Genomic DNA, 17,022 nt, shown 5'->3' with positions numbered 1-17,022 from the left:
ATATCGACGGCGGTGTTTGGCACCTCGATGTCGGCTCATCACATCCTGGGGCTGAAGCCGGTCCCAAGGGTATGGCTGTTCGCCATTTAAAGTGGTACGCGAGCTGGGTTTAGAACGTCGTGAGACAGTTCGGTCCCTATCTGCCGTGGACGTTTGAGATTTGAGAGGGGCTGCTCCTAGTACGAGAGGACCGGAGTGGACGAACCTCTGGTGTTCCGGTTGTCACGCCAGTGGCATTGCCGGGTAGCTATGTTCGGAATAGATAACCGCTGAAAGCATCTAAGCGGGAAACTAGCCTCAAGATGAGATCTCACTGGGACCTTGAGTCCCCTGAAGGGCCGTCGAAGACTACGACGTTGATAGGTGGGGTGTGTAAGCGCTGTGAGGCGTTGAGCTAACCCATACTAATTGCCCGTGAGGCTTGACCATATAACACCCAAGCAATCTGCTTGCTTCGAAAGAAGGGCCAGATTGCGGTGTGTGAAGACGACACACGTCGAAAATTGGCAACACCCACAAATCTATCACATCCCCATTCGCTGGAACGTGAACCCGCAAGGGCCCACGCGCTGGCTACCGAATTTCTTGACGACCATAGAGCATTGGAACCACCTGATCCCATCCCGAACTCAGCAGTGAAACGATGCATCGCCGATGGTAGTGTGGGGTTTCCCCATGTGAGAGTAGGTCATCGTCAAGATTAAATTCCGAAACCCCTGTCTGCCTATGCAGACAGGGGTTTTGTTTTTACGGACGTAAATGCGCCAATTATGCGCAAGCGGCTGGCGAACCGTAAGCGGCTGGGCATCACAGGTTGCGCAACGGCACCCAGTCAATCGTTAGCGCTCCATGAACCCCACCTATTCAAAAATAGGCGGCGCGTTCAGCGTGTGAGATCTACAAAGCGCGGGGTGTGGAATCAAATCATGGTGGCGCGGAGGCCATTCGAAACGGCATTACTTTACTTTTTGTGGCCTGATATCCACCACCGTCCCCACCTGTACGTCTTTGATCGGTGAGAGCAAGTGCGGCGAGATATTCCAGCGTTGGCCGTTATCGGTTACCACTGTGACGGTCTTGCGGTTGAACTTCATGACGGTACCGGACAGGCGTCCGCCGTGTGGTGAGTCGAAGCTTACCCGTGCACCCGGATGGAACTGCATCATCGATTTGTGAGCGTCCAACGACTCCAGCATCTTCAGGCGCTCGATGATGTGGTGATTCAACGTCACTAATTCATCGACACTCAGGTGATCAATATTGATACTCATGCTGCCTCCAATTCCACGGTAGTAGCGCTTCGTAGTCCTCAACCGACTTCGCGTGCGGCAGCCGCTCCAGTACGTGGCGCAGCCACGTATAGGGCTCCTGGCCGTTGACCTTGGCGGTCTCGACCAAGCTGTAGATCTGCGCACTGGCGGTAGCGCCTTTGGGCGTATCGCTGAACAGCCATGCTTTGCGTTTATGCCGAGCTTGGCATAAGCGCAATTATGCGAGGTCGGAAATTATGTCCACTTCGCTTGCACTTTGTTTCATGGCGCATAGGAGGCAGGCTTTCCGGGGCTCCTTACGCATTTTCGACACACCATAATATTTGGTGGTTTTCTGTAGGGTCCATCCACCTCTACAGGAGCGCACCATGTCTGCGGATCAACACCTGGCGAGACTTGCTTGCCACAAAAGTCCTGTCACCACCCACGGCTACGTCGAAGCTGACCTGACTATGAAGGAACATGCGCTTGTCTCCATCGACCCACCAGGAACCCCACGCGCTATTACCCGACTGACGCCCTGCTCAAGCTTCTGGAAAGTCTCTGAAATTATGCAAAGCCGACATCGTAGGCAGCGAGGTGCACTGACCTCCGGTGCCGAATACCTGACATAATTTCCGACCTCGCATAATTTCGCCCCAGCGCCCACGGCCTCAACCCGGTGACGGCAGCCGTCGTGTTTTGGAACACGGTTTTACCTGGAGCGGGCTGCACAGGCGCTGCGTGGCCACGGCGTTGATGATGCTCTGTTGCAGTACCTGTCGCCACTCGGCTGAGAGCACATCAACCTGAGCGGCGATTACCTCTGGCGCTGCAGCGCCAAGATCGGTGCGGGCAAGTTCAGACCGCTACGATCGCTGCAACCGGCTTAGCGCGCTTTATTTTCTGTTTTCTGAGACGACCCCAATAACTCACTTCGGCAATTCCGCCCGTACGGATCGGCTAGGAGAAGTAACTTCCGTTCCTATTGCAACCGAACCAATGTGGACAAAATCGAGAAAAATATAAGAGAAACGTTTCAGCAAACAAATATTGCGCCGATACAGGTCATGAACAATCACAGCAGGTCCCTAGGAACAGCTTTCCAGCTACCTGAAAACCAAGAACAGAATGCCCTGTGAGGGATTGAATGAATAATTGGCTCGGCAATATTAGCGTCAACCTCAAACTGGCCTTGGGCTTCGGCCTAGTATTGACACTTACCGCTCTCCTTGCTCTGACCGGCTGGACCGGCCTGGACAGCCTGATCTTGCGCAGCGACCGAATGGGTGAATTCACCCAGTTAAAGGAGTTGCTGACCAAAGTACGCGTGGCCCGCCTGCAATACATTCTGAGCGATGGCGATGAAACCGCTGCACAGAACGTGCAGGTCAACCTGGATGCCTTCGTCGCCCAACAGCAAAAACTAATCGGTAGTGCGAAGAACCCGGAAACCTTAAAGCTTCTCAAAGAACAAGTAACCGTCAGCACCAACTTCCAGCAATTGCAGAATAAAATGCGCGACGGTTATCGCGCCCGCAACAGTGCACGCCAAGGCTTCGGAGTCAACGGCGAAGCAGCCGGCAAGCTGATCGACGCGATCCACAGTAGCGTGCTGCAAATGACCCCTGGCGACGCGGAGCGTTTCGAACGCTTGCAGGCCATAACCCGCACCAAGGAACAGCTCCTGCTGACCCGTTTAGACGTTCGCGGTAGCACCCCGGATACCGGGCAGATGGCTGTCAACCAACTGAATGAAACCATCAATGGTCTGAAACAGCTTGGTGAGTACTTCAGCGCTACCCAGCAGGACGCACTGCGTCAGTTGGAAAGTGCCCTGGGCAACTACCGCACTGCCTTGCAGGCCTACAAAACGGCTACCGACGTCGTTACCCTGACGCGCGAGGAACTGACCGACCAGGGGGGCAAGATATTGGCCAGCGGCGACGCCCTCTACCAGATTCAACTGGACCAGCGCACCAGCGAACGCGCCCAGGCACGCACCCTGCAACTGGTCAGCACCCTTTTGGCCTTGCTGTTCGGCATCCTGGCCGCCGTCATCATCACCCGCCAGATTACCCGACCGATCCGCGAAACCCTCGGCGTCGTCGAACGCATTGCTGCCGGCGACCTCACCCAGAACCTGGTGGTCACCCGCCGCGATGAACTGGGCGTGCTGCAACAAGGCATCCAGCACATGGGCGAGACCCTGCGCAACCTGATCAGCGGTATTCGCGATGGCGTCACGCAGATCGCCAGTGCCGCCGAAGAGCTATCGGCTGTGACCGAACAGACCAGCGCCGGGGTCAACAACCAGAAAGTCGAGACCGATCAGGTCGCCACCGCTATGCACGAAATGACCGCCACCGTGCAGGAAGTCGCGCGCAACGCCGAGCAAGCCTCGCAAGCCGCTGCAGACGCCGACGACCAAGCCCGTGAAGGTGACAAGGTGGTTGCCGAAGCCATCGCGCAGATCGAGCACCTGGCTGCGGAAGTGGTGCATTCCACCGAGGCCATGACCCTCTTGCAGCAGGAAAGCAACAAGATCGGCAGCGTCATGGACGTGATCAAGGCTGTGGCGGAACAGACCAACCTGCTGGCCCTCAACGCCGCCATCGAAGCCGCCCGTGCCGGTGAAGCCGGTCGTGGTTTTGCCGTGGTCGCCGACGAAGTTCGCGGCCTGGCCCAGCGTACCCAGAAATCCACCGAGGAAATCGAAGGGCTGGTCGCCGGTTTGCAGAGCGGCACCGAGCAGGTGGCCAACGTCATGAATAACAGCCGCAGACTGACCGACAACAGCGTCGAATTGACTCGCAAGGCCGGTGTGTCACTGGGGAACATCACCCGCACGGTGTCGAACATCCAGTCGATGAATCAGCAAATCGCGGCCGCCGCCGAGCAACAAAGCGCCGTGGCCGAAGAGATCAGCCGCAGCATCATCAACGTACGCGACGTCTCCGAACAGACCGCTGCCGCCAGTGACGAAACTGCGGCCTCCAGCGTCGAGCTGGCACGGCTGGGCAACCAGTTACAGATGATGGTCAGCCATTTCAAGGTTTGACGAAGCGAGGTCGCTCCCAAGCTTTGAATGGGAGCGACCATCTGATTAGTCATCAGTGGTGGAATGGTAGAAATGATCTATTGCCGAATGGATCTCTAAGAGCCATAACCTGGCTGCCCCACTGGCTTGGATCTCTTGTTGTGCAAGCGGTAGTACCTGGCTTTCAACTGCTGGAACCGTTCGCAATGAGAAAACCAACTTGGACATGATCTCGGCATGTCCAATACCTGAGCAAAAGAATATCCGACATGAGCATCTCCCGAATGCAACAACCTCTCGGCGTAGCGCCGGATGAGGCATCCTTCGTCAATCTGCACCCCCTCTCTACTTCGCTGATATTAATCATTCTCTTTGGCATCATGGTAGTCGCTACCTTGTGCATTTATTTGTGCAGACCTCGCTTCTCCATTGAACGGTCTGTCGAGGTAGAACCCAATGATCAGGCGCAACTCAAACGTAACATGGTTGAGCGACTCAGTTGCGTACGCAGCGGCATGGAAAGTGTCAGCAAAACCATCCTGGAGATCAGTCAGGAAACGGGTCTGGATATAACCACTACATCAGCCCTGCCGTTTCCCTCCGGACACCGCAGCGAGGCTAACAAGGGGTCGATAACAACAGAGAACATCGTCGGTAGGGGAGAAACGGGACATCAGGCCAACTTGCTGACACCTAGGTCCACCAACGAAGTGTCGGGTACGGACAATAGCGAACAAGATCTCGCCGAGGTAGCGGTCAAGATGCGCGAGCTGGTCGGACTTTCCCAGCGCCTGCAGGTAGCAACGCAGACTTTTGATCGCTACAACATAGCTCCGTCGCTGAAGATGGAAAATGTAGATAGCTCATCACAAACCATACGATACCTTCCCTTTTTACTAGGTGATGAACTGTTCGCGGTGAGTATTCGTACCGTCAAAGAGGTCGTAGAAGCCAATAGGCTCATCATCGAATCGGACAGGCCGTGGAGGACCCGCAGGGCGATCAATCTACGCGGTTCGGTGGTACCGGTGATCGACCTGAGTACACATTTCGGTGGGGAACCAACCGAAGTCAATCAGAGTACCGTCATCGTCATTCTAGTGTTGAGCCACGATGAGCATCTGCAAATGATCGGCGTTAAGGTGGATGCTATCTGCAAGATATTGAACATTGCCCCGTCGAGCATCGAGCCGCCACTAATTCAGCAAGCGGATATTCGCAGCAGCTACACCATCGGTACAATCAAGGTGGACAACTGCTCTATCACCTTGCTCGACATCAGCCGGGGACTATCGATGGGTATATTTCCCAAGTCGAACTCTGCATCCAGAATGCTGGAGTAGAGGAACATCCCGACATCATGAGCGTCTACCCCCTGCTGAGCGTTCGGCCCAGCTAGATTTCCTCGGAGCGGGATCCGCACCAGCCCTGCCTTTTGAAGTGGTGGTTGCGATGATCGGGATCGACGCGAACTGGCTCGCCGTCAAACCCATGGACATGCGCACCGGCACTGAAACTGCGCTGGCGCGGATCGTGGCGGTGTTCGGTGCGGCGCAGCCGCACTGTGCTTATCTGTTCGCCAATCGCCGCGCCAACCGAATGAAAGTGCTGGTGCACGACGGCGTGGGTATCTGGCTGGCTGCTCGCCGCTTGAGCCAGGGCCGCTTCATCTGGCCTGGTCATCGCCATGGCTCTCAAGTCGAACTGGATACCGAGCAACTTCAGGCGCGGGTGTTGGGGTTGCAGTGGCAACGCGTCGGCGCCAGCGGAACAATCACGGTTCTCTAAGCCGCGCAATTGTCCGATCAGTCTATCGTCGCTGATTACCTGTTCTGGCAAAATCAACGACATGACTTCTGCCCATTCTTTCGATCATCTCAACGCTGATCGACTGCGCGCTCTGGCGGCACAGCTGTGGTGAAGGTAATTTCATTAGGACCCTGGCACTTGCTTGGTTATCAGCCGCAAAGCCCGTCATCGTAGTTACATGTCTGCAAGCTCTTGGAGCTCACCGTCGCAGGTCAGGTGGTGATGGGGGCGGTTTTATTGGCCTGGGCAGACCCGCGACGCCATAGCTCCTAGCTATTTCTCCCCACGCCAAAGGATCACTGTCCGCTGGCCTGGAATAGCAACAGGTTTTCGAAATCCTCCTGCGGCATGGGTTTTCCATACAGCCAGCCCTGTGCGCTGTGGCAGCCGTAGCATTGCAGGAACGCTTGCTGGGAGACCTCTTCGACGCCTTCGGCTACCAGCGACAAGCGCAGACTATGGGCCATGGAGATGATCGCCTTGACCAATTCGGCGCTGTCGCTGTTGTGTTCGATGTCGTGGATGAAAGAACGGTCAATCTTCAGAGTTTCGATGGGGAAGCGACTCAGGTAGCCAAGTGCCGAATAGCCGGTACCGAAATCGTCGATGGCGATGGAAAGGCCCATGGCATTCAGCTGTTCGAGGGTTTCGCGTACGGCGATGCTGTTGTCCAGCAACAAGCCTTCGGTGATTTCCAGTTCCAGCCAGCCCGGCTCGCATCCGGTGACCTGCAGGATGGCGCAGATCGAGGCGAACAGGTCGTTCATCTGGAACTGCCGTGCCGACAGGTTGACGGCTATTTTTAGCGGCGGGTAGCGGTCGCCACGGTTCCAGGCGGCGGCACAGCGGCAGGCTTTATCTAGGATCCATTCGCCGATGCCCACAATTAGCCCAGTTTCCTCGGCGATCGGAATGAACTTGTCCGGAGGTACCTGCCCGTGCTGCGGGTGGTTCCAGCGCAACAGGGCTTCGGCGCCGATCAGGCGCCCGCTGGCCAAGTCAATCTGCGGCTGAAAGTGCAGCGTCAGCTCGCTGTTGTGTTGCGCATGGCGCAAGCTGGCTGCCAGGGCTAGGCGCTCTATGGCCTGTTGGGTCAGACGTGGCGAATAGAGCTGCACGCTGTTCCGTCCGCGCGCCTTGGCGTGGTACATGGCCAAATCGGCGTACTGCAAGAGTTCGCTGATGTTTTCGGCATCTGTCGGGCTGTGGGCGATGCCGAGGCTGCCGGATACGAAGACTTCCCGGCCTTGGATCCGGTAGATACCCGTGATGGCCTGCAGGATTTTTCTGCCCAAGTTGTCCAAATCGATTGTGGTGATGAGCTGGGTCAGGATCAGGGCGAACTCGTCACCTCCGAGGCGCGCTACGGTATCGTTGCTGCGCACGAAACCTCGCAAGCGTTTAGCGGTTTCCCGCAACAACTCATCGCCGGCCCCATGGCCCAGGGTATCGTTTATCACCTTGAAGTTGTCGAGGTCGAGAATCGCCACCGTGACCTGGCGGCCGCTGCGTCCGGCCTGGAGCAGCGCTTGCTGCAGGCGCTCTTTGAACAGTTCGCGGTTGGGTAGTTCGGTCAGCGCGTCATAGAAGGCCAGAGCATGCAGTCGCTTCTGATAGGCTTTCAGTTCACTGATGTCCTGGGCGGTACCGAGCATTTGCAGGGGTGTGCCATCGGCGGCGTATTCGATACTCAGGTAGGAATGCAGATGCAGGTGCTGCTCGCCCACCGTTATGCAGTACTCCAGCGCCAGGGATGTGCTGCGCTCGGTGAAGGCTTGGCGGATACGCCCGAGAACCAGCCCGCGATCCTCCGGCACGAGTATGGCGAGGACTTCATTCAGGGACGGTGACCAACCGCGGGGCTTGTCGACCATGCGACAGAGTTCCGCCGACAGCCGCAAGGTGCCGAGTCGATAATCCAGTTGCCAGTGGCCGAGGCGGGCCATGGCCTCGGCCTGCTCGAGACGCCGTTCGGTTGCCTTGAGAGCAGATATGTCGCGGGCGATGGTGAGCACGCTGGCGACCTGGCCGTGCTGGTCGAATTCGGGTACCGCCTGGACATGCTGGACGATCTGCTCGCCGTTGGCCTTGATCCAGGTGGCCTCCACTGCGTCGGGCTGGGCACCATGCAGGATGTTCAGGATGCCCTTGTGATAGCGCCTCGTCACTTCTTCCGGCAGGGGGCTTCTGTGGGTAATGGGGGTGCCCATGACCTCGCCGATCGGAATGTCGTATAACCGCTCGTAGGCGGGGTTGATGTAGATGCGCCGGCCTTCGCGGTCGTGGCGCACTATGACGTCCGGCGAGTTTTCCACCAGGGTGCGGAACTCCTGTTCCCTGATCCGCAGCTCTTGCTCGGTGCGACGCAATTGGGTGATATCGCGGCCCACGGCCAGCACGCTGACCACCTCACCGTCGGCCGCTCGCTCCGGGACGATGCGGATGTGGCTAGTGATCACGCGACCGTCGGCACCAGCCCAAACCAGTTCGTATTCGTCGGGCTGGCCGCTACGCAGTACCTCCAGCAACGTGGCCTCGTAGGCGGATATCTCGGGGGCGTTGCTGAGGTGACTGGGTTTCTTGCCGAGCAGGGCCGTCGCGGATACCCCGGCCATGCGTGCAAAGGCGGGGTTGGCGTAGGTGCGCAGGCCGTCGTGGTCGTAGCGGGCGATGGTATCCGGGGCGTGCTCGGCGAGGGTACGGAATGTCTGTTCGTCGCTCAACAGTTGCTGTTCATAGCGCTTGCTCGCAGTGACGTCGCGCGCGATATGCAGGAGGCGTGCAATGCCCCCGGCACCCTCGCGAAGGGGGATCAGGCTGTGCAGGAAGTAGCGCTGGCCGATGGCCAGGTCGAGTTCGTACTCGGTGTTGAGCGGCGCGCGGGTAGCGACGCAGGTGTGGCTGTCGGCCGCTATTCGGCGGGCGATGGCCTCAGGCAGTAACTCATCCAGGTACCGTCCGAGCAGTTGAGCTCTGTCCAGGCCGAGCAGCCATTCAAACGCCGGATTGGCTTCGTGGATGCGTAAGCGGTTGTCTTCGCCGAGTTCATAAAAGGCCAAGCAATCCGTGTTGCTCTCGAATGCCTCACGGTAGAGCCAGGCGCAAGTAGCCGCTTGCTCGGCGGGCGGGATGTCGTCGAGCGGGCTGGGGAGGGGTAGCTTTTCGTTCATGCTTGCCGCCTTGTTTTGCCGGTGGAGGAGTCGTCGCGCTTCATGGGAACTTTCCGGACTGGGTCTGGACGATCGGGGTGCCAGGGCTCGTCGACGCATATAGGGGCTGGGTGGGTGGCCATGTTCAACGCCTGCCGGTCATGCTGGCGAGGATCGCTGCGGGGATTTCGCCGAGGGGTAGCACACGCTCCACCGCACCCAGCTTGAGCGCCTCCTTGGGCATGCCGAAGACCACGCAGCTGTCTTCATCCTGGGCCAGGGTCCGTGCGCCGGCCTCGCGCATTTCCTTCAGGCCGCGCGCACCGTCGTCGCCCATGCCGGTCATGATGATGCCCAGGGCATTGCCGCCGGCAGCTCGGGCGGTAGAGCGGAACAGCACGTCGACCGAAGGGCGGTGCCGGCTGACCGGCGGGCCGTCGCGAACCTCCACCTGGTACTGGGCGCCGCTGCGCGTGAGCAGCATGTGCCGGCCGCCGGGAGCGATCAGCGCGCGCCCTGGCATTACCCGGTCGCCGTTGCGTGCCTCGAGCACCTCGATCTGGCACAGCTGATTCAGCCGCTCGGCGAAGGCCGCGGTGAAGCGCTCCGGCATATGCTGGACGATGACCAGGCCAGGACAAACCCGCGGCAGGCGAGTGAGTATCGCCTCCAGGGCCTGGGTGCCGCCGGTGGAGGTGCCGATGGCCACCAGCGTCTCGGTGGTCTGTGCCATGGCCTGGCTGGCGGCCGGCAGGATGGCGTCGGCGGACAGCTTGGCTGCGGCCTGGGGCACCAGGCGGCGCAGGTTGGCCCGCGCCGCGCTCTGGATTGCCTGGACCAATTCGTCGGCGGCATCGTGGAGGAATTGCTTGAGCCCCAGCTTAGGCTTACTGATCACGCCGACCGCCCCTTCCGCCAGCGCCTGCAGGGTGGTCTGTGCACCGGCTTCGGTGAGGGTGGAGCAGATCACTACCGGGGTCGGTCGTTCGGCCATCAGCTTCTTCAGGAAGGTGATGCCGTCCATGCGCGGCATTTCCACGTCCAGCACCAGCACGTCGGGCCACTGGCGCTGCATCTTTTCCAGGGCGAATAGCGGGTCGACGGCAACCCCGATCACCTCGATCCCCGGGTACTCGGCGAGCATTACCGAGAGCACCTGGCGCACCACGGCGGAGTCGTCGACGATCATCACCTTGATTGGCTTCATGCGCGTTTACCCTGGCGTGCGTCCAGCGTGGGCGGAATGTGCTTGAGCGAGATCTGGCCGCTCCACAGGTCGAAGATCAGATTTCGGTGGCCGACGCCCTCCACATGGGCGCCGCTGCAGGTCAGGCCGTGGGCCTGGAGCAGTTGCTTGGCGGCGTCGACGTTCTTCTTGCCCACGTGGTTGTCCTTTTGTCTGCCAATAGCGGGGAACATGTTGCCGCCGCCGAACAGCTGAATACGAAACTCCGTGGGCGAGATGCCATGGATGCGGGCTTCCCGCAGCATCAGCTCGATGGCTTCGTCGCCATAGCGGCCGTCCAGTTCACCCGTCGGCAGCTGAGGCCGCGTCGGTAGCATAAAGTGGCACATACCGCCGATCAGCAGCTTGGGATGCCAGCACACTAGGGACACGCAGGAGCCCAGCAGGGTGCGGATGCGCGTGTAGCGATCGCCGAAATACAACTCTCCCGGCTGCAGGAAAATCTCGATGATGCCGTCGGGTCTACGCATAAGGCTTCCGGTAGATGGAAGGGGCGACGACTTTCAGCTCGTCGGAGACGCCGTTCAGGCTCTCCGAGTGGCTGACGATGAAGTAGCCCCCCGGCCTCAGCAGCGGCAGCATGCGCCGCACCACCTGGCGCTTTGTCTCGAGGTCGAAATAGATCATCACGTTGCGCAGAAATATCACCTCGAACTCGCCCAGGTCGGGCAGCACTGCGTTCAGGTTGATCTGTTGGAAGCGCATGCGGTTGCGCAGGGCTGGATCGATCAGCAGGGTGCCAGCGTGATCGCCGACCCCCTTGAGGCAGTACTTGGCCAGCAGTGGCCGCGGGATGTCTTCGGCGTCGGCCATGCGGTACAGGCCGACGCGGGCCTTTTCCAGCACCCGCGTGCTGAGGTCTGAGGCGAGCAGCTCCCAGGGCCGATTGCCAAGGGCTTCGGCCAGGGTCATGGCGATGCTGTAGGGTTCCTCGCCGGTGGAGCAGGCGCCGCTCCAGATACGCAGCGTGGAGCGATTGACCAGTTCCGGCAGGATCCGCTCGCGGAGGAAGTCGAAATGCTTGGACTCTCGGAAAAAGTAGGTTTCGTTGGTGGTCAACAGGTCCACCGCCATTTGCAGCTCCTCGCGCTCGCGCATCAGCAGGCGAAAGTAGTCGCCATAGCTGGGCAGGCCGTGCTGGCGGATGCGTTTGGCCAGACGACCGCTGACCAGCGGTTTCTTGGCGTCTGACATGCTGATTCCGGCGATCTCGAAGATCAGGCTGCGGAACTGCTGGAACTCCTTATCGGAGAGCACCAGGTTATTCATTCTGTAGGGTTCCTTGCAGGTGTCTCATGATGCGGCGTATCTCCGTCAGACGATGAAGTGTTTAACCATGGCATTCAGCTCGCCACCCGTAGCGCGGGCGACATCCAGTGTTTCCTGGGTTTTACCGTTACCGCTTTGCATGGCGCTGACGGTGCCCCGACTGCCTTCTTGCACCCAGCCGGTGGCGTCCTCGATCTGCTTGGTCGATTCCTGGGTCGTCTGGCGGCCATGATCCAGGGCGCCAAGCACGTACAGCGCGGTCGGCGCAGCAATAAGCGCCAGGCACAGCAAAGCCAGCGGTGACAATTTGCCAGGCAAAGATAAACGCTCGATCACATGCATTTGGTTGCTGCCTTGTTCGGTGTGTCCATATGTGTTAATCCCGAAAACGGATGACGTCCAATACGTGCGGGGGGCGGTATGCCGTCGATAACGCTTCCAGCGAAGCTGGACATTCTTCGTGCATATCCGGCTCGTTCGCACAATAGATCCGGTTGCCGCCACGGCGTTTGGCCGCATAAAGCGCCTGGTCGGCCGCGGCTGTCCATTGCTCGGTAGATGTGCAGAACTCGGCTATGCCGACGCTGATGGTGAAACGGATGCCGACGCCGCCTTCACTGACGATGCAGTGCTGCTCGGCTTGCTGGCGGATGCGCTCGGCGATCAAGGCGGCCTGGTCGACCGAGGCATTGGGCAGCACGATCGCGATCTCGTCGCCACCTAGCCGGGCCACCAAGTCGTCTTCTCTCAGCACGTTGCGACAGGCCTCGGCCAGCAGGCACAGCACCCGGTCTCCAGCCGGATGGCCGAATACATCGTTGATGAGCTTGAACCGATCGATATCCAGCATGAGCAGCGATAGGGGTTGGTCGGCGGCTAGCGTCGCCTGTGTGCTCGCGTCGAGGGTTTCGCTGAAGAGGCGGCGGTTGGCCAACCCGGTCAAGGGGTCGGTACGGGCGACCCGTTCGAGACTTTTCTGCTGCTTCCAGTTAGAGAGGTGGAGGCGGGAGAGTGTAAACAGCGAACCCAGGCAGATAGCCGCGGCAGGCAGTATCAGCGCCATATAGCTATCCATCATCAATCCGGGGGCTATGCCCAGCGCGGCATAACCCATGGGCAGCAGCACGATGAGCAGCATCAATAGGGAGTTGGCGGCAAAACTGAAGCCGCGGGTCATGGCCAGCGGCATCAGCATGAAGAACATGAAGCCCGTGAGACCATAATCCATGCCATTGTGCAGGCGCCCCAGTATCTCCATATAACCGGCTTCCCAGCCGATGATGGTGATGAGCGCAGCGAAGAAGGCCAAGCGGTAGTCACATTTCAAGGCCAGGGCGGCCAGATAGGGCAAAGCGGTAGGCAATATCGCCATGCGCAGCCAGAACGTGTCGTATGCCCCGGCAGGGTCATGGATATGATCCCAGCACCATAGCGACATGCCGACGCCGGCCGTCAAGGCCGTTATCAGAGTGGAGCTCGAACGGTGATAGGCAAGTTGCGCTTCGATGCGCTCCGTCTTTGCTCGCCTTACCACGCTCAGCTTTCGTAGCCATGTACGGACTGCCTGGATCAGGCTCATACCCAAGTGTCCTCTTCCGCTGGCCGCCGGGTGGTAGCCGTTGAGGCGCCGGTTCGATCACAGCCGCCAGGGTGCCGCGCAGGTTGGTCATTGCGCGGATGCTCGTCAGAATCATTGGCGCTTGTCATCTCGATTGGCTGGTCCATGGCGTCACCTCCGGAAGCGCACGAGGCTGGCCGGTGCGGTTACGCCCTGGGCAGCGTTAGGCTCGGGTCGGGTGGTTGCAGCACTGCCGCGCTCACTTTCGCCGTGGTTCGTGAGGCTGAAGAAGCTCATCAGTTGTTGCAGTTGCTGGGCCTGACCGCTCATTTCCTCGGCGGTGGCGGCCAACTCCTCGGAGGCCGAGGCGTTCTGCTGGGTGATCTGGTTGAGCTGGTTCATCGCCGTGTTGATCTGGCCGACGCCGGAGGACTGTTCTTCGGAGGCGGCGGCGATCTCCTGGACCAGGTCGCTGGTCTTGGCGATACCGGGGACGATCTCGTCGAGCAGGCTGCCGGCGCGTTCGGCCAGGGCCACTGAGCTCTTGGCCACCTCGCCGATTTCCTGGGCGGCGACCTGGCTGCGCTCAGCCAGCTTCCGCACTTCGGCGGCGACCACGGCGAAGCCCTTGCCGTGCTCACCGGCACGGGCGGCCTCGATGGCGGCGTTGAGGGCCAGCAGGTTGGTCTGGTAGGCGATGTCGTCGATGATGCCGATCTTCTCGGCGATGCTTTTCATCGCGCTGACCGTGTCCTTGACCGCCTCGCCGCCTTCGCGGGCCTGCTTGGTGGCATTGCCGGCCATGCCGTCGGTGACCCGGGCGTTCTCGGTGTTCTGTGCGATGGAGGCGGACATCTGCTCGACCGAGGCAGAGGTTTGTTCGACGCTGGCGGCCTGTTCGCTGGAGGCCTGACTTATCGATTGGGCGGTGGACGAAACCTCCTCCGAGGCGCTGGACAGGGAGTCCGCCGCACCGCGCACTTCGCTGATAATGCGATTGAGCTGCCCGGCTGTGTCCTGCATGGACTGCAGCAGCTCTCCTAGCTCATCGTTGGCCTGGTACTCCACCTGGAAGCCCAGCTTGCCAGCGGCCAGATGCCGAGCGCTGTTCATAGCGGCCCGCAGGCCCTTGCTCAGGCTGCGGATGACCCCTATGGAGAGGGCTATGACGCTGAGCAGACCGGCAAGCACCAGCGCCAAGGAGATGTTGCGCATACCAACGAAGCGAGCCTCGGCGGCAGCGACTTCCTGGGCAGCCCGCTGTTGCGCATGAGTTTCGATTTCCGCGACGAGGGTCTGAAACGCATCGCTGGTCGAGCGGTCGATGCCCTGCACCTGGCGGTCGACGATTTGCCCAGAACTCATCGCCTGCGCATCGAAGCTGTCCAGGGCTGTGTGATAACGCCGCCCCAGTTCGGCATGGTGCTCGATCAGGCTCGCGACCTCGCTGCTATCGTGACCGTGCGTTTGCAACTGTTCCCGCACCTTGCCCAGCAGCGCTTGCACCCTGCCTTCTTCGTCGTCGAAGCGTGCCCGGTATTTTTCGAAACTTTGCGGGTTCTGACCGCGCAGGAGGATGTTCTTCCACTCCTGCACCTGAGTCTTGAAATGGCTGTGGGCCGTTTCGATGTCGATCAGTATGTGGATCTGCTTGTCGAACTCGTCGAGGCCGTCGACCAGAGCGTTCTTGAGCGTTTGCATCTGGTACAGAGCTGTGGCACCGAAAAGCAGCAACAGCAGGCTGCTGACGCTGGCTAGCAGGAGAAGGCGTAGGCGAATGCTCATATCGAGATGTTTTCCTGTGCCACCGATTGGGCTGCCGAACGCAGCACGACGAATTCATTCGCCAATAATCCTCGTCCGATGTCCAGCAAGGTGACCGTATGGTTGTTGACCGTGACCGTGCCGAGGGTGAAGTCGTTGCGGATCTTGCTGTCGGAGGCCGCTGGCGGTTCGATTTCCCCCGGGGGGATTTCCAGTATTTTGCCGACCGCATCGACAACCACACCGATCATTTGCATACGATCGTCGATGGTCACTTCTAGGACGACGATACTGGTGCTCCAGCCGATCTCGATGGGCTGTCCACCAAGATGCGCGCCCAGGTCGATCACCGGCACCAGCGCACCGCGCAACCTGATCGCCCTGCGGAGCTTCGGCGGCATGCTCGGCTCGGTGATGAGTTGAGCGGCCTCGACGACGCCGTAGACGCTCAACGTGCTCACCGTGAACTGCTCGTCGCCGAGAGTGAAGGAGAGGTAGCGCCTGTTTGGTGTTGTGTTGTCGGCGGCCAACAGCGGGCCGATGGCCGTATGGTCAAGGGTCTGCCTTTTGTCATGTAGCCGGGAGGTAAGCTCGGCCAACTTGTGCATCTCGGCGGCGAGTTCGGCGAAGTTCTTGTCAAGAGGGACGTTACGTGTCGCTTCGATGGCGGAGCTGAGCACCAGCAGATTTGTCTGGGAGCCAGTTTCTTCGTGTGTATCGACCGGCTTGTCGAAGTGCTCTGTCGCGGTCGCCGAGTCCCAACTTCCATCGCAATCCTGTAAGGACGGAAGCACTCGCCCCGTTGCGCTGGAAGCCGCTTGGCCAGGTGCCTGTCCGGCCTTCAGCGTGGTAGTCGTGGAGCTGTGGAGAACCGCGGAGATGACGTTGAGCTGCTCGATCGTATTTCGCTTGAACCGCTCCAGCTCGTCGGGTTCAACCTCGGCAAGCGGCTCGATGGGAGCGCTCGGCTTGGCGTTGATCCGCGGGTTGCCCCGGTAGTGAATGCCCAAGGCGACAAGCACCACGATGCCGGGGGCTACGGTCAGCAACAGCCAGAACGATAGGTCACGCATATCGATTGAGGAAACCTCGCCAGCTGCTACGCCGAGAGACAGCAGCAATACCAGGAGCAGGACGATATTCATGCCGAGCTACTCCCCTGTTCCGCTGCTGGAGGGGCCGAGTTTGCGACTTCATCTACCGCAAGACCTGAGCCTGTATTGCTAGGGATACAGGTCCAGGCGCGCGCAAGGATCAACACTCCGGCGAAACCGAGGGGCAGGCGGACACTGACACGAATATTTCTGAACATGGGCCTGCCATTTTTTTTCAGTTGTAGGTAACGCTCGTGAGGCCAATGCTCGCTAACTTCAGCGAGTGGCTTGATTGCTTTCCTCACATTACGTCGTCTTATTCGCTGGGTGCCAGGCTCGTTGTGGCCTGGGTCAGCGCGGCGAGTTCGTCCACCGAGAGTACCCGGCCGATGTTCAGCAGGATGATGAAACGGCCGCCGACCTTGCCCATGCCCTGGATGAAGTCGGTGCGGATATGCGCGCCGAAGGCCGGCGGCGGCTCGATGTCCGTCGGGGCGATTTCCAGCACCTCGTTCACCGCATCGACCAGCACACCGATCACCTGTTGCTCGTCGGCGTGGTCCACCTCGAGGATGACGATGCAGGTGCGTCGGCCGACCTCGGTCTGCCGGCCGCCGAAGCGCGCGCCGAGGTCGATCACCGGCACCACCGCGCCGCGCAGGTTGATCACCCCGCGAATGCTCGGGGGCATCATCGGCACGCTGGTGAGCTGGCCGTATTCGATGATTTCCTTGACGCTGAGCGTACCCACGGCGAACTGTTCGCCAGCGAGGGTGAAGGTCAGGTATTGCCGGGTTTCCGGCGCGCTGCGGGGGCTTTCCACCCTGATCAACTGGCCCATGG

13 protein-coding genes, 2 rRNA genes and 2 pseudogenes (1 of these 17 only partly in view) are annotated in these 17,022 nt (G+C 59.9%); 6 read left to right on the top strand and 11 right to left on the bottom strand.

Features of this window, described 5'->3' with window-relative positions; translation table 11 throughout:
* Together AC1MEE_RS19840 and rrf are read left to right on the top strand one after the other, a co-directional pair.
* Nucleotides 1–429, top strand: a 23S ribosomal RNA gene (locus AC1MEE_RS19840); it begins 2,462 nt to the left of the window's first position.
* A gap of 155 nt (nucleotides 430–584) precedes the next feature.
* Nucleotides 585–700: ribosomal RNA gene (rrf, locus tag AC1MEE_RS19835) — 5S ribosomal RNA — on the top strand.
* 256 nt (nucleotides 701–956) lie between these two features.
* Here rrf and AC1MEE_RS19830 read toward each other — a convergent pair.
* Entirely contained in the window at nucleotides 957–1,271 is a 315-nt protein-coding gene (locus AC1MEE_RS19830; protein ID WP_480411274.1) for a hypothetical protein, read from the bottom strand.
* Nucleotides 1,255–1,461: pseudogene (locus AC1MEE_RS19825) on the bottom strand (transposase domain-containing protein); the annotation flags it as partial. The gene AC1MEE_RS19830 and the pseudogene AC1MEE_RS19825, both read right to left, overlap by 17 nt.
* 444 nt (nucleotides 1,462–1,905) lie before the next feature.
* On the opposite strand from AC1MEE_RS19825, the pseudogene AC1MEE_RS19820 reads away from it, so the two are divergent.
* The 4 genes and pseudogenes from AC1MEE_RS19820 to tnpB form a co-directional block, all read left to right on the top strand.
* Nucleotides 1,906–2,143: pseudogene (locus tag AC1MEE_RS19820) on the top strand (Tn3 family transposase); the annotation flags it as partial.
* Nucleotides 2,144–2,400: 257 nt separating this feature from the next.
* Nucleotides 2,401–4,311, top strand: a complete 1,911-nt coding sequence (locus AC1MEE_RS19815) for a methyl-accepting chemotaxis protein (protein WP_480411273.1) — start codon at nucleotides 2,401–2,403, stop codon at nucleotides 4,309–4,311.
* A 248-nt stretch (nucleotides 4,312–4,559) separates the two neighbouring features.
* Nucleotides 4,560–5,633 carry a chemotaxis protein CheW gene (locus AC1MEE_RS19810; RefSeq protein ID WP_480411272.1) on the top strand — a complete coding sequence of 358 codons (1,074 nt, stop codon included), beginning with the start codon at nucleotides 4,560–4,562 and terminating at the stop codon, nucleotides 5,631–5,633.
* Nucleotides 5,634–5,742: 109 nt separating this feature from the next.
* On the top strand, nucleotides 5,743–6,078 hold the full coding sequence (tnpB, locus tag AC1MEE_RS19805) for an IS66 family insertion sequence element accessory protein TnpB (RefSeq protein ID WP_480411271.1): 336 nt from the start codon (nucleotides 5,743–5,745) through the stop codon (nucleotides 6,076–6,078).
* A 317-nt stretch (nucleotides 6,079–6,395) separates the two neighbouring features.
* On the opposite strand, the gene AC1MEE_RS19800 is transcribed toward tnpB, so the two are convergent.
* The 9 genes from AC1MEE_RS19800 to AC1MEE_RS19760 form a co-directional block, all read right to left on the bottom strand.
* Nucleotides 6,396–9,269 carry an EAL domain-containing protein gene (locus AC1MEE_RS19800; protein ID WP_480411270.1) on the bottom strand — a complete coding sequence of 958 codons (2,874 nt, stop codon included), beginning with the start codon at nucleotides 9,267–9,269 and terminating at the stop codon, nucleotides 6,396–6,398.
* 124 nt (nucleotides 9,270–9,393) lie between these two features.
* Complete coding sequence (locus tag AC1MEE_RS19795; RefSeq protein ID WP_480411269.1) at nucleotides 9,394–10,455, bottom strand: protein-glutamate methylesterase/protein-glutamine glutaminase; 1,062 nt, start codon at nucleotides 10,453–10,455, stop codon at nucleotides 9,394–9,396.
* On the bottom strand, nucleotides 10,452–10,964 hold the full coding sequence (locus tag AC1MEE_RS19790) for a chemotaxis protein CheD (protein ID WP_480411268.1): 513 nt from the start codon (nucleotides 10,962–10,964) through the stop codon (nucleotides 10,452–10,454). Before AC1MEE_RS19790 ends, AC1MEE_RS19795 begins: the two co-directional genes overlap by 4 nt.
* Nucleotides 10,957–11,763 carry a CheR family methyltransferase gene (locus tag AC1MEE_RS19785; RefSeq protein WP_480411267.1) on the bottom strand — a complete coding sequence of 269 codons (807 nt, stop codon included), beginning with the start codon at nucleotides 11,761–11,763 and terminating at the stop codon, nucleotides 10,957–10,959. The genes AC1MEE_RS19790 and AC1MEE_RS19785 overlap by 8 nt, the downstream gene beginning before the upstream one ends.
* 45 nt (nucleotides 11,764–11,808) lie before the next feature.
* Entirely contained in the window at nucleotides 11,809–12,105 is a 297-nt protein-coding gene (locus AC1MEE_RS19780; RefSeq protein ID WP_480411266.1) for a hypothetical protein, read from the bottom strand.
* A 34-nt stretch (nucleotides 12,106–12,139) separates the two neighbouring features.
* Nucleotides 12,140–13,342, bottom strand: a complete 1,203-nt coding sequence (locus tag AC1MEE_RS19775) for a GGDEF domain-containing protein (RefSeq protein WP_480411265.1) — start codon at nucleotides 13,340–13,342, stop codon at nucleotides 12,140–12,142.
* A 150-nt stretch (nucleotides 13,343–13,492) separates the two neighbouring features.
* Nucleotides 13,493–14,686, bottom strand: coding sequence for a methyl-accepting chemotaxis protein (locus AC1MEE_RS19770; protein WP_480416282.1), 1,194 nt, complete (start codon nucleotides 14,684–14,686; stop codon nucleotides 13,493–13,495).
* A gap of 416 nt (nucleotides 14,687–15,102) precedes the next feature.
* Nucleotides 15,103–16,230, bottom strand: coding sequence for a chemotaxis protein CheW (locus AC1MEE_RS19765; protein WP_480411264.1), 1,128 nt, complete (start codon nucleotides 16,228–16,230; stop codon nucleotides 15,103–15,105).
* A 265-nt stretch (nucleotides 16,231–16,495) separates the two neighbouring features.
* Nucleotides 16,496–17,020: a chemotaxis protein CheW gene (locus tag AC1MEE_RS19760; RefSeq protein ID WP_480411263.1), complete on the bottom strand. Its 525-nt coding sequence runs from the start codon at nucleotides 17,018–17,020 to the stop codon at nucleotides 16,496–16,498.
* Nucleotides 17,021–17,022 lie beyond the last annotated feature (2 nt).

The organism is Pseudomonas sp. ASL3, from assembly GCF_056680425.1.
This window is presented reverse-complemented; position numbering and strand designations above follow the sequence as displayed.

Bases quoted from the DNA above. Each gene is read 5' to 3' on its own strand.
- AC1MEE_RS19830 (WP_480411274.1), bottom strand. From the start codon at position 1,271: ATGAGTATCAATATTGATCACCTGAGTGTCGATGAATTAGTGACGTTG.
- AC1MEE_RS19815 (WP_480411273.1), top strand. From the start codon at position 2,401: ATGAATAATTGGCTCGGCAATATTAGCGTCAACCTCAAACTGGCCTTG.
- AC1MEE_RS19810 (WP_480411272.1), top strand. From the start codon at position 4,560: ATGAGCATCTCCCGAATGCAACAACCTCTCGGCGTAGCGCCGGATGAG.
- tnpB (WP_480411271.1), top strand. From the start codon at position 5,743: ATGATCGGGATCGACGCGAACTGGCTCGCCGTCAAACCCATGGACATG.
- AC1MEE_RS19800 (WP_480411270.1), bottom strand. From the start codon at position 9,269: ATGAACGAAAAGCTACCCCTCCCCAGCCCGCTCGACGACATCCCGCCC.
- AC1MEE_RS19795 (WP_480411269.1), bottom strand. From the start codon at position 10,455: ATGAAGCCAATCAAGGTGATGATCGTCGACGACTCCGCCGTGGTGCGC.
- AC1MEE_RS19790 (WP_480411268.1), bottom strand. From the start codon at position 10,964: ATGCGTAGACCCGACGGCATCATCGAGATTTTCCTGCAGCCGGGAGAG.
- AC1MEE_RS19785 (WP_480411267.1), bottom strand. From the start codon at position 11,763: ATGAATAACCTGGTGCTCTCCGATAAGGAGTTCCAGCAGTTCCGCAGC.
- AC1MEE_RS19780 (WP_480411266.1), bottom strand. From the start codon at position 12,105: ATGCATGTGATCGAGCGTTTATCTTTGCCTGGCAAATTGTCACCGCTG.
- AC1MEE_RS19775 (WP_480411265.1), bottom strand. From the start codon at position 13,342: ATGAGCCTGATCCAGGCAGTCCGTACATGGCTACGAAAGCTGAGCGTG.
- AC1MEE_RS19770 (WP_480416282.1), bottom strand. From the start codon at position 14,686: ATGAGTTCTGGGCAAATCGTCGACCGCCAGGTGCAGGGCATCGACCGC.
- AC1MEE_RS19765 (WP_480411264.1), bottom strand. From the start codon at position 16,230: ATGAATATCGTCCTGCTCCTGGTATTGCTGCTGTCTCTCGGCGTAGCA.
- AC1MEE_RS19760 (WP_480411263.1), bottom strand. From the start codon at position 17,020: ATGGGCCAGTTGATCAGGGTGGAAAGCCCCCGCAGCGCGCCGGAAACC.